Below are 12206 nucleotides of genomic sequence, written 5' to 3' on the forward strand. Positions count from 1 at the left end.
TAGGCAAGAGGGCAAAAGAGATCGGTGGGTGTATGTTTGGCAACGACAACGACGGTTCGTCGGATCAGATAGATTTTTCGGATGCCGCTTCCGACAACTTCACTTCCTCGGACTCGCAGGTATTCGTCAATGACGAGGACTCATGGTCGGCTGCAACCGATGATGGTGCCGAGGGTGCCGAACAGCTTTCTTTTGACCAGGGTGGTGCTGGCAAAACAAAATCGAAAAGCAAACATGGCGTGGCCCGTGTTTTCGGTGTTCTTCTGGTGGTTGTCGTAGTGATCGTTTTTGCATTCGGCTACATAGCCAAGAAGAACCCGTTCGTGGCTTTGAATTACTTGGCGATGACCGACAAATCCTATAAGGACAAGTACCAGCATGATTCGTCTAATCTCAGCCAGTTGGACAAAAGTGTCGAAGATATCCAGGATGACCATGTGAAAATCACAGGCACCATATCGAGCTTGACCCTTAACAATCACGTCAACGATGGCGATCTTAGCAAACTCAAATCGATTGTCGACAAAACCGACAAGGACAACGCGACTTTCGCGGCTTTGCCATATATGGCCGTCCCTGAGGCGAAACCTCAGCTTGACCGCTATGCCAAGGCCACGGACGCTGAAAAGGGCGTGGTCAATGAGTATCTGAACAACGCGAAAACTATCTCGTCGGTCTACGAGGCCTGTGATATTTGGGACTATGTATCCGACCAATCGGATATCGACGATTACAACGCCAAAATGAAAACGTGCAGAAGCCGGATGCAGCCGCTGTCGGCTTCCACGGATCCGGCGATGAAAACGTTTGTTGCATCTATGAACACCGTGTTGGATACCAGCGAGCAGGCCGTCAAACAGATTGCGGCCATCAGCGGCGACACAATATTGGACAGGGCGGCCACAAAACAGATAGAAAAGCTCAACAAGGATGTTGATACCTCTTCGAAAGTGATGGATTATGTCGATAAATATGGTGACGACCTCTGCAAAGAGTGCGACAAGCCTCACCTCGAGTGGGCTTTCGACCGTTCCTATCAGACGGCGAGGGCGGCAAAGGATGCGAAGGATGAGGCCGACGGCATAGTGAAGATGTTCTTTGACGGGTATGGGAAAACTCTCAAAGGTGAGAACAGACAGAAAACCGGCACTGCTCTGGACAATGTCGCCAAGGCATGGAATTTCATGATTGAGATTGCCAGCAATTGCAATCATAGCGGTTTTGGTAATCTGAAGAGTGAGGATATCGACGACATCAACAATGCCATCGCCGCGGCCGACCAAGCCAACCAGCGGCTGGCCGACCAGCTTGCTGCCGATAACGACAAAGACAACAAATGGTTTGCCGATTATCTGACTGCCTACAACAAAGACAAGACGCAAACCCAGCAATATATCAAGACCCTGCTTGCTGTCTCCGACGCCGATTCCCTGTGCGTCAAAATTCCTATGCCCGACAATTCGGATCCGACCTATTCGGCGTATACCAATGGTGTCGCTGTGTGCCAAGCCGCGTTGAAACCGCTGGGTGAAAACGGCGACAACCGCATGCAGAAGATGGTTACCAGATTGAACGATAATTTTGATGGCAATCTACGTGTCATACGCAAAATGAAGGCCCTGGGATCTCCTGATGAGGCGAGCTCGGGGAAGCACAAGAAGGAATATCATAATCTGAACAATAAGCTGGTCTACGATCAGGAAGGCAAGCGCGAGGGGATATTCAATGACTACAAAAGGGAGTTCGACGATCTGCGCGAGCATTCCGGTGTCACCGAGGCGCTTTGGATTCGCAGGCAATGACTCCCAGGATGACATGTAGGAGAGTCCCTCCAAAGTCTTGGCGATGACTAGCATTCAAACCCCGATGAATGTCCCGTTTCCCGGCATTGACCCGTTGAAAACCTGTTTGGACGGTACGAGTTATGATGGTTTTCACCATGTTAGAATATTTCGGTTGCCGCTTGTGAGGTTTGTGGCACATGAGTTATTCAGAGTTAAAGGGAGAGAATTTATATGGTTGACGGCGACAATATGAATGATGATGCATCGCAGTATCAAAACGGACCAGATCAGCCGGCTTCTGAAACGGGTTTGGAGCAGAACGGTCAACCGGACGTTACTGCAAATTCTGTGACGGATTCGACGCCGAAATCTTATGAGCAATCAGCTCAGTCAGGACGGCCGGTTCAGGCGAATCCGCTGAACCAGTCAGCTCAGTCTGTTCAGCCGAGCCAGCAGTGGCAGCCGGCTCAGCCGGAACAGGCTGGCAATTTTGCCCAACCTGGCATGCAAGCATATCCTGGCCAACAAGAGCCGATGACTCAGCAGCGCTTCGATAACCAATATGCACCGATGCAAGATCAGCCGTCTGCTGGGCAGAATCCGACTGCTCCGATGAGTGGAGCCCCATCTCCGGTGAACAGCTCTTTCCCATATCCTCCTCAGGCGTCGCAGAACCCGGAACAAGGCTATCAATATCCACCTGCCATGGGTCCCAACGGAGGTATGGCCATGGCCGAGGGCGTGCCAGTCAAGAAGAAGAGCAGCAAGGCTGTCGTCGCAGTGGTTACCGTCGTCATCGTTATCGTGGTGGTCGTCGCGGTCGTTCTTGGTCTCGATATCGCCGGAGTCATCGGAGGGCCGAAAGAGAAGGACTATAAGGCTGGGCAGGATGATATCGCGATCATGACTCATTCCCTGACTTCGATGACCACTGATTTTGTCTCTGCGTCCTTAGGCGTTGGCAGGGATGGCGTAACCGATCAGAAGACCTCTCAGTTCAAGACGGACAAGGAAAAGTATGAGCAGGCCAATGCTGATTTCAAGAATCTCAAGGTGATGAAGGATTCGAACGTCAAGGCAGCATACGATGCCTACATGCCGAAGGCTCGCGGGTTCGATACCTATATGGACGGTCTTTCCACGGGAATGCAGAAAATTGCATCTCTCAAGGACTCCTGCACCAACGAGAACGATGGCGGAACCGTTGGCAATGATTTCTATCACCAGCAGGATGCGTTCTTCTCTCAATGCTCGGCCAAGATTCAGTCTGTCGGCAAGCTTTCGAATAAGCCGATTGCTGATTTCCTGCAGAGTATGCAAAATTATCTGAACACAAAGAACGGTATCCTCAAGCAGATGGAGGCCATGGGAGACCCGAATGCGATGACTTCGCAGGCTCAGGTTGATCAACTCAATGCTTTGGTTGACAAGTTCAACGCCGTTCCGTCGCCGGAAGAGAACGCCACGTCGCTTCAAGAGTCGGTGACCAAGGACATCTCCAAAACCGATCCTACAAAAAGTCTGAATAATCTAAAGACCGTAGTGGACAACGGGGCTCGTGCCAAGAGAGGGTCGTTGCTGTAAGCCACCCCTTCCGATTATTGCGTGAATACTACTCCCACTGAATATTGTTGAGGTCAATGCCAAGAGTTACGACGTTGACCTCAACAATGTTGGATATTCGCTCATGTCGTTATTCCGGCTGATAATTGAACGTAAATTCTGGTGTTGTACGGTTACCATCAACGTTGACAGCCGTTTTGCAACAGATCGGATGCAATCAAAGGAGTGGAAATGATCGATAAAAAGAATTGATTGAAAAGGCGTTTGACGTTCAACAGCGTGCCTATACCCCGTATTCTCATTTTCAGGTGGGTGCCGCTTTGCTCTGCGAAGACGGAACAATCTATCAGGGATGCAATATCGAGAATGCCGGTTTGACTGCCACGAATTGCGCCGAAAGAACGGCGATTTTCAAGGCGATTTCAGAGGGGAAGAAAAGTTCAGTGCCATCGCAATCGTTGGCAATATGGAAGGGGTCAAGAAAGGCGAGGGCGATTATTGCTCACCCTGCGGTGTGTGCAGGCAGGTCATGGCGGAATTTTGCGATCTGAAGCATTTCACCATTATCATGGCGAAAGACATGGATGACTACATGGAACGTACCTTGGACGAAGTGCTGCCGCTTGCCTTTACCGGCGACAACCTGGAGTAAGCGTGTAGGGGAGTTCCTCTAAAATCACTAGCATGACAAGCGTTGAAGCCGTAGACGGCATTGGTGATGTGCAAACGAATAAATCATCTGAATCTGTTCGTTCCGATGAGAGTCAACTGAGTGGAAATCAATCAAATAGGGATACTGATATGTCTTCTTCTCGAAGCACTTCCTCTGATGTTCCTGATCCATGGCCGGCGCCTCTGGCCATGCAACCGTTGAATGCGACGGTTGTGGTTCCGGGGAGCAAATCACTGTCCAACCGCTATCTGATTCTGGCGGCGTTGGGGAATGGTCCTGTCACGATTGCGGGTATGCTGCGCTCACGCGACACCGAGTTGATGGCGGACGCTTTGCGAACGCTTGGAGTTGGTGTTGAATTCGATGGAGAGGAAGACCGTGTTACGGTCACTCCGCCGGCAAATAGCCGTTTCAAGGGCAATGTCACCGTTTTCTGTGGACTTGCCGGTACGGTGATGCGTTTCGTCCCTGGCCTGGCTTTGTTTGCGGACGGTCCCGTCCGCTTTGACGGCGACGAACAGGCTTACGCTCGGCCGATGCATCCGTTGCTTGATGGGCTTGAACAGTTGGGTGCCCACATCAAATATGAGGGCGAGCCCGGCTTTTTGCCATTTACCATTACGCCGCCGAGAGTGCTGGAATCCCAGGGGCCACAACAAAATGCTGGAAATTCAAGCCTTGTAAATAATTCCGCTGATTCTTCGACTTCGCATCTCGCAAAGGTTGAAATCGATTCGTCTTCGTCTTCACAGTTTATTTCAAGCTTGCTGCTGATTGGCTCACGACTGCCGAATGGTTTGGATTTGAAACACACAGGCAGCAAACTTCCCAGCATGCCCCACATTCGGATGACGATGGCCGATGTAAGTGGTGCAGGCGGAGACGTTGCGATGCCTGAAATCGGCCATTGGCAGGTAACTCATCGTTCCTTGCAGTTGCCGGACGGAGTGGTCGTGGAGCCTGACTTGTCGAACGCTGCTCCGTTCCTAGGTGCGGCAATGATCGCCGGCGGAACGGTCAGTGTGCCGAACTGGCCGACTTCCACCACTCAGCCCGGTGGTCTGCTTCCTGATATCCTCCAAAAGATGGGTGCTACGGTTACATTGGACGGACGTGCTTTCGATGAGGTTATGGCTGACACACGCGGTCAGCAAAATCGGAGTTCGATACCCAAGAACGGAACGTTGATGGTTACTATGAACGGGCCGATTCATGGGCTAGGCCATGGCTTTGACATGTCGGCGGCAGGGGAGATAGCTCCGAGCATCGCCGCATTGGCGACGTTGGCTGACAGTCCCAGCGAGCTAGTGGGCATTGGCCATCTTCGTGGGCACGAGACGAACCGCCTGGCAGCTCTCGTCACTGAAATCACCCGCGTCGGAGCTTCAGCCATGGAATTGCCGGACGGGCTGGCCATTATTCCAGTGCCGCATAATCAATTGTACGGTGAAACCATGGAAACCTATGCCGACCACCGCATGGCGACGTTCGCCGCGATGATTGGCCTGGCTGTCCCAGATACCCGCATCCGTAACATTGCCACCACCCGTAAGACCATCCCTGATTTCCCAAGTATGTGGCGCAAAATGCTTGAAAATTAGTGGCGATGCCACCAGATAGATAGGGAAAGGCCGGAACCGAATATTCCAATCGGTGCCGGCCTTCTTTTCGCGTTTCTCTAGATTTCAGAAGCTGGAGAAACACGGCGGGTTTACTTTTCGAAGACGTTGCCGCAGGAATCCTTGCCTTCGGTAGCAATCTTGTCGAGGTTGTCGCCTTGCAATACCATTAATTATAGGGATATGTTTTCGGAAGGGTTTCATCGTGGACTTTTCGCAAAACAAAGAGGATAAAGTCGCGTGTAACCGGAGAAAGAATGTTTAACAAAAACGATAAAGGTCAGGATGACCAAATAGATTTCTCCGGCGACATGTCATCCACGTCGTTGTCGTCGGATCCTAAGGTTTTCGAGGACGTTGATGACTCTTGGTCCGACGTCGTCGATGACGACGGCACGCAACGTTTGCGCAAACGAGAGGAGAGAAGGCGGCGGTCGGCTTATCGTAAAGCGGCCGGAGACAACGGCCACAGCGGGGGTGCACACGTGCTGAAGGTCGTTCTTCGTATCGCGCTGATCGTCATCATTCTCGCCGTAGTCGTGGTTGGCGTGCTTGTTGCTGTCGGCAAAATCAACGAGGCAAGGCATCCGATGCCAATATGTCAGGGCAAGGTCCAGTGCGACGCGGAATACAAACGTCAGGACCTGAATCGCGCCACATACGACATGGACACTAAATTGCGTGACCTGATTGATGATATGACCACTGCAGATAGGCAAAGCGTGAAGCAAAGCGACGTGGATGCCGTGGCCAAGAGCATCACCAAGGTCGAAAAGTTGGGTGGGGAGTTCGAAAAGCTGCCGGCGATGGACAACGCCGGTGTGAAAAAGGCTTTTACGCAATATAAAGCCCGCTATGAGCGCAAGATTGCCTATGCGCGTGACATCATGACGGTGGCTCCCGCCGCTTCCAAGGCCAATCGTATCTGCGGAAAAACGCCGCTGTACGTACCCATGGATCCGACATGGATGTCTCAGCAGAGCAATTATCTGACGACCTGCAAGGCTGCTGTAGACGCGATTCCAGACGTGAAAAACACCGACGTGGCGAGTTATAAGGCGTCGTGGAATGCTTATGCCACCAAGACCGGTGAGACCTATGCTGCCATCCAGGAGCTCGGGCCGAGTGACCAATTCTCCTCCAACCAGCAGGAAAGTTACGACAAGTTGCAGCGCACGCTGTCTCAGTCCGAAGAAAATGAACGCGACGTGACCAACAAACCTCTCCAGACATTGACGAAGGGACTGGACGATGCTGATGAGAAGGATGGCAACGATTCGGATCTGTCCACAGCCATCTGGGACATGGTCTCGAAGCATTAGACAGGATATAAGTTTGGGAAACGGCAGTAAAAGAATGCCATTGGGTGGGAGTTGATTATGGGGCGTGATACAGGGCAACAGTCATTTGATCAAGGCAATAATCAGAGTTTCTCTGGTGTGGACGATGATATCGCGACATTCAGCTCGATGTCTGCAGACGGTGCTCCAGTAACTGATCAGGTTGCGTGGGCACCGTCGGATGGGTATCGTCCTCGGTCTGGAAAATCAAAGACAGTAGTGCTTATCGTCTGTATGGTGGTCATAGTAGCGCTGATTGTGGTTGCAGATCCGCTCATCAAGACAATCACGTCGTCATCGCTGAGTTCCAGCCAATCACAAGATGCTGCTAACCGTCATACGCATCACGAGCAGCCCACACCCGCAGACAAAGTGAGCAAGGGGATTGACGACATTCATGACGATCACCGCAATCTCATATACAGTCTGGAGGCTCTGGTCACCGGTTCTCATGCTGCGGACAAGGATATCGCCAAACTCACCTCGCTTATCGACAAAACCGACAAGGACAATACCACCTTTGCGAGTCTGCCGATTATGGACAACGCCGAAGCAAAACGGCAATTTGACCGCTATACGAAGGCTACGCAGGCTGACAAGGCAATTCTGAATGATGTTGTCGGGAAGGCCAAGGCTCTGTCTGCGGTGAACAAGGCCTGCGGAGGGCCTTGGAACTACATGTTCGGTTACGAATCCGAGGAGCACAGCTACGACAAGCGATCGGCCTCATGCGCCACAGCATTGCAACCGCTGTCCGGCTCCGATGACGAAGCCATGAAAACATTCGTTGCCTCGGTTACCAGCGCATTGGAAGAAAGCGGCAAGGCCGCCAAACAGCTTGCTGTGCTCCATGCGGGTGCGTCCAGTGATAGATCCGTTGAGCAGCAGGAAGATCAGCTTAACAAAAGTATCGACATTTCCACCAAAGTGCGGGATTACAGCTACCGTTACAGCTGGGCTCTGCAGAAAAGACGTGATGCGCTGCATCTCGATTGGGCCTTCGATCGAGCCTATGATGTCGCTCAGTCGCAGAAAAGTGCCGAGGATTGGGAAAAAGTGTGCTTGAAGGCTTTCCCAAGGGTCCGGGTAAAGCGTTCAAGGGGGACACGGCAAAGAAGATCACTGATGCCATGGCCGAGGTGGCCAAACGGTGGAGTCTCATGGATTCGACCGTCTATGACCGCAGTTTCAAAGGTATGGGCAATCTGGAACAGGCCGATATCGATGACATCAATGACGCTATAAGTGCTGCGGACCAGGCCAATCAGGCGCTCGCCGACCAATTGAGCACGAACGGGAATGCGGATTATCGTCCATTCAAGGATTTCATGACCGCATACGACAAAGAAAAAGCGACGATTGGGGCGTATATTCCGACGATGCTTCCGGTTTCCCAGGCCAAATCGGTGTGTGTCACGTTCCCCCAGCTTGATGAGTCGGATCCGACCTACGCCACTTACATCGGCGCTCTCGATTCATGCCGTGCGGTGTTGAAGCCGATGGACAATCCTCAAGACCAGCGGTTGCATCGGCTGGTCACCAAGATGACGGCCAATCTGGACAAGAATGGCTCGGTCATCGACAGCATGAAGGCATTTGGCTCTTACCATGACGCCGAGGCTGGCAAACAAAGCAAAGCCTACGAGCAGTTGGGCCATCAACTGACTTACGATCAGGTCGGCGAACGTGAGCGGATATTCGATGAATACACCCATGCTTTCGCCAATAGCCGTACCCAATCCGGGGCATCGAATGCGCTTTACCAATTGCAGGGTGGAGGCTATGGGATACGGGAATGATCGATGGCAGCGCGTTTACGGTTGCGACTTGGGCTGGTCGAACTGATTCAATTTCGTGATATGCGCGTGACATGTGACATTGTCGATGTTAAGGTCGGTGCGATTGAGCCATAGCATCTACAAATAGATATGAAAAGGCCGGAACCGAATATTTTCAATCGGTTCCGGCCTTCTCATTATTCTCGCTGGATCTCAGAATCTAGCAGAACAAAGCAGACTTACTTTTCAAAGACGTTGCCGTAGGAATCCTTGCCTTCGGTAGCGATCTTGTCGGCCTTGTGGGCGATTGCCAGCTCCTCGTTGGTGGGGATGACGGCGATGATTACGGAGCTGTCGGGCGTGGAGATGATGCGCGGTTCCTTGGAACGGGTCGCATTCTTCTCCTTGTCGAGCTTGACGCCGAAAGGCTCAAGCTTCTCGCACACGCGGGCACGCACAGCGTCATCGTTCTCACCGACACCGGCGGTGAAGGTGATGACATCCACGCCGCCCATCTGAGCGGTGTAGTTGCCGATGTAGCCTACGATGCGGTGGATGTAGACTTCCATTGCGGTGATGGCGTCTTCGTTGCCTTCCTTGATGAGGCGATCGACTTCACGCATGTCGCCGAAACCGGTCATGCCGATCATGCCGGACTGCTTGTTGAAGAGCGTGTCGAGCTGATCCACGTCCATGTGGGCGTTGCGAATGAGGTGGAAGACCACTGCCGGATCGATGTCGCCGGTACGGCTGCCCATCATCAGACCTTCAAGCGGGGTCAGGCCCATGGAGGTGTCAATCGGCTTACCGGAAATCTGTGCGGAAGCGGAAGCGCCGTTGCCGATGTGCAGTACGATCTGCTTCAGGCCTTCGGCAGGCTTGCCGATGATGCCGGGGACGACGGAGCCGATGTACTCGTGGCTGGTGCCGTGGGCGCCATAGCGACGAATCTTGTACTTCTCGGCGACTTCCTTGTTGAGAGCATAGGTGCTGGCTTCCTTCGGCAGTTGGAAGAAGAAGGAGGAATCGAAGACGAAGATCTGCGGCACGTCGGGCAGAAGCTGTTCCATGACCTCAGCGCCGGTGGCTTCCGGACCGTTGTGCAGCGGGGCGAGCACGGCGAGGTCCTTGACCTGCTGAATCGTCTTTTCATTGACGAGCGCCGGTTCCGGGAAAACGGAGCCACCCTGCACCACGCGGTGGCCAACGGCAACGATGCCGGATTCGTGCAGATCAGGGCCATATTCCTTGAAGAAACCGAGGACGCGCTTCAGGCCATCGGCATGAGTCTTGATCGGCTCTTCGAGCTCGTGCTTCTCACCCTGATATTCGTGTTTGTAGTGGCCATCGATGGGTTCGCCGATCTTCTCCACGAGGCCGCTCGCCAGAGCATCCCCGCTTCCGAGATCCACCAGCTGATATTTGATTGAGCTGGAACCGGAATTAATGACAAGGACGGTTTTCGCCATTGTTTGCATCCTCCATATAAATAATTTGATCCGTGAGTGTTACCACGGCTACCAAGCTTCTAGCTTACTCACGAGATGTTACAAGAGTAAGGAAAATTAAACTTTTGAAAGCTTTTATCGAATTTCAATTTTTCTTTGTCTCAAATAGAATTTTCAGACTGATATGTACAATCCCGTTCTCTCCGTTATGAAGAGAACGGGATTGTACATTGAACATGGATTTCACTGCTGAGCTTCCACGGCGGTGAGGGCTACCGTGTTGATGATGTCTTCTACCAGGGCGCCGCGCGAAAGGTCATTGACGGGCTTGTTGAGGCCTTGGAGCACCGGGCCGATGGCGATGGCACCGGAAGTGCGTTGCACGGCCTTGTAAGCGATGTTGCCGGCAGCCAGGCTCGGGAAGACGAAGACGTTGACATGGCCAGCCACATCGTTGCCCTTGGCCTTGGTGGCAGCCACGGTGGGCGACCAGGCGGCATCGAACTGAATGGAGCCGACGGCTGGCAGATCCGGGGCTTTCTCATGGACAAGCTTTGTGGCTTCTTCGACCAGATCGACGTCCGGGCCCTTGCCGCTGCCCAGCGTGGAGTAGCAGAGCATGCCCACCTTCGGATCCACGCCGAAGGCTCGGGCGGTGTCGGCGGACTGGATGGCGATGTCGGCCAGCTGTTCGGCGTTCGGGTTCAAGTTGATGGCGCAATCGGCGAAGACGGCCACATGGTCCTTAAAGCACATCAGGAACGCGCCGGAGACCAGCGAGGCGCCGGGCTTGGTCTTGATGACCTGCAGTGCGGGGCGCACAGTGTTGGCGGTGGAGTTGATGGAGCCGGAGACAAGGCCGTCGGCCAAGCCCTGCACGACCAGCATGGTGCCGAAGTAGCTCGGATCGGTGAGCTGCTTGCGGGCCTGTTGCTCGGTCATGCCCTTCTTGGCGCGCAGCTCGCAGAGCTTGGCGACCATGGGCTTCAGGACCTCCTCATCGTCCATCGGCTGATAAGTGGCCTTGGAAAGTGAGTTGAGACCGAGTTCCTTGCCGCGCTCGAGGATGGCACTCTTGTCGCCGACGATGATGAGCTTGACGATGTCACGCTGCAGCAGGTAATCAGCAGCCTTGATGATGCGATCTTCCGAGCCTTCTGGCAGAACGATAGTCTTCTGGTTGGCCTTCGCCTTGGCCAGAAGCTCGTTCTGGAAAGCATGCGGAGTGGTAGGTGCGTCGAATGATGTGCGGGCAGCGGCGACTACTTCGTCGGCCGGAGCATTGTCAGCGAAAGCCTTGGCGGCCTTATCGGCGGCATCGGGATCGGTGTCGGAGGGGAAGTCAACGGCCGGAATGGTCCAGACCGGAACGGGGAGTCTTTCAGTGCTTCCTTGGCATCGGCGGCCTTTTCGTCGGTGCAACCGGTGACGAAGACCCCGGCTACCTTTCCGCCGGCTTGTTCCACTTCGGCTGTGCAGGTCTCAACGGTGGCCTTCACCTGTTCGCCGTTGCGTGGAATGGTGCAGATGGCGAGGAACGTCTTGGCTTTGAGGTCAGATGCGATTTCGGCATTGAAAGTGAACGCTTCAGGGTCGAAGATGGAGGAACCGTCACTGCCGACGATGACCATCGAGTCGGGATCGGTACGCTCAAGTTCGGCGCTGTAGGTTGCGACGATGTCACCTCGTGCCGAGCTCTTGTCTTTGCGTGCGCACTTGGGGCACACGCCGCGAACCTGCTCCACGCTTTGCCCGGCGTTGGCTGCCTTGAGCAGTTCGGCGGAGAAGGTCTCCTTCTTGCAGGCTACAGGTCGGAAAACCGCCGTCTTGCCTTGCGCCGCCAGCGCCTTCACTACGCCATAAGCCACCACATTGCGGCCGTTCTTGCCCTCTGGGCTGGCGATATAAATGACTTCTTGTGCCACGATATAACTCCTTTGTGCAGTCTATGCACGATTTTGTGAATCAACAACAATATTGATCATCATTATTTTAAGCATA

At 53.4% G+C, this 12206-nt stretch carries 9 protein-coding genes and 1 pseudogene; 8 read left to right on the top strand and 2 right to left on the bottom strand.

Annotated elements, in window-relative coordinates:
- The first annotated feature begins 32 nt into the window (after window positions 1-32).
- From OZX57_RS03690 to OZX57_RS03725, 8 genes are all read left to right on the top strand, one after another.
- A complete protein-coding gene (locus OZX57_RS03690) occupies window positions 33-1802 on the top strand; it encodes a hypothetical protein (RefSeq protein ID WP_277162756.1) in 1770 nt (589 codons plus the stop codon).
- 213 nt (window positions 1803-2015) lie between these two features.
- A complete protein-coding gene (locus OZX57_RS03695; protein WP_277162757.1) occupies window positions 2016-3368 on the top strand; it encodes a hypothetical protein in 1353 nt (450 codons plus the stop codon).
- Window positions 3369-3595: 227 nt separating this feature from the next.
- Complete coding sequence (locus OZX57_RS03700; protein ID WP_277162758.1) at window positions 3596-3898, top strand: cytidine deaminase; 303 nt, start codon at window positions 3596-3598, stop codon at window positions 3896-3898.
- On the top strand, window positions 3877-3999 hold the full coding sequence (locus OZX57_RS03705; protein ID WP_277162759.1) for a hypothetical protein: 123 nt from the start codon (window positions 3877-3879) through the stop codon (window positions 3997-3999). The genes OZX57_RS03700 and OZX57_RS03705 overlap by 22 nt, the downstream gene beginning before the upstream one ends.
- 149 nt (window positions 4000-4148) lie before the next feature.
- Entirely contained in the window at window positions 4149-5621 is a 1473-nt protein-coding gene (locus tag OZX57_RS03710) for a 3-phosphoshikimate 1-carboxyvinyltransferase (protein ID WP_277162760.1), read from the top strand.
- A 275-nt stretch (window positions 5622-5896) separates the two neighbouring features.
- The gene (locus OZX57_RS03715) at window positions 5897-6961 is read left to right on the top strand and encodes a hypothetical protein (RefSeq protein WP_277162761.1); all 1065 of its coding nucleotides are present in this window, start codon (window positions 5897-5899) and stop codon (window positions 6959-6961) included.
- Window positions 6962-7018: 57 nt separating this feature from the next.
- A complete protein-coding gene (locus tag OZX57_RS03720) occupies window positions 7019-8224 on the top strand; it encodes a hypothetical protein (protein ID WP_277162762.1) in 1206 nt (401 codons plus the stop codon).
- Window positions 8140-8778, top strand: a complete 639-nt coding sequence (locus OZX57_RS03725) for a hypothetical protein (protein ID WP_277162763.1) — start codon at window positions 8140-8142, stop codon at window positions 8776-8778. Before OZX57_RS03720 ends, OZX57_RS03725 begins: the two co-directional genes overlap by 85 nt.
- Before the next feature lie 218 nt (window positions 8779-8996).
- On the opposite strand, the gene OZX57_RS03730 is transcribed toward OZX57_RS03725, so the two are convergent.
- Window positions 8997-10226, bottom strand: a complete 1230-nt coding sequence (locus OZX57_RS03730; protein ID WP_277162764.1) for an acetate kinase — start codon at window positions 10224-10226, stop codon at window positions 8997-8999.
- A 222-nt stretch (window positions 10227-10448) separates the two neighbouring features.
- Window positions 10449-12130, bottom strand: a pseudogene (gene pta, locus OZX57_RS03735) (phosphate acetyltransferase).
- Window positions 12131-12206: the final 76 nt, after the last annotated feature.

The organism is Bifidobacterium sp. ESL0682 (assembly GCF_029392815.1).
Taxonomy (GTDB): Bacteria; Actinomycetota; Actinomycetes; order Actinomycetales; family Bifidobacteriaceae; genus Bifidobacterium.

Coding starts and splice junctions, on each gene's coding strand:
- OZX57_RS03690 (WP_277162756.1), top strand. CDS start 33: ATGTTTGGCAACGACAACGACGGTTCGTCGGATCAGATAGATTTTTCG.
- OZX57_RS03695 (WP_277162757.1), top strand. CDS start 2,016: ATGGTTGACGGCGACAATATGAATGATGATGCATCGCAGTATCAAAAC.
- OZX57_RS03705 (WP_277162759.1), top strand. CDS start 3,877: ATGGCGGAATTTTGCGATCTGAAGCATTTCACCATTATCATGGCGAAA.
- OZX57_RS03710 (WP_277162760.1), top strand. CDS start 4,149: ATGTCTTCTTCTCGAAGCACTTCCTCTGATGTTCCTGATCCATGGCCG.
- OZX57_RS03715 (WP_277162761.1), top strand. CDS start 5,897: ATGTTTAACAAAAACGATAAAGGTCAGGATGACCAAATAGATTTCTCC.
- OZX57_RS03720 (WP_277162762.1), top strand. CDS start 7,019: ATGGGGCGTGATACAGGGCAACAGTCATTTGATCAAGGCAATAATCAG.
- OZX57_RS03725 (WP_277162763.1), top strand. CDS start 8,140: ATGGATTCGACCGTCTATGACCGCAGTTTCAAAGGTATGGGCAATCTG.
- OZX57_RS03730 (WP_277162764.1), bottom strand. CDS start 10,226: ATGGCGAAAACCGTCCTTGTCATTAATTCCGGTTCCAGCTCAATCAAA.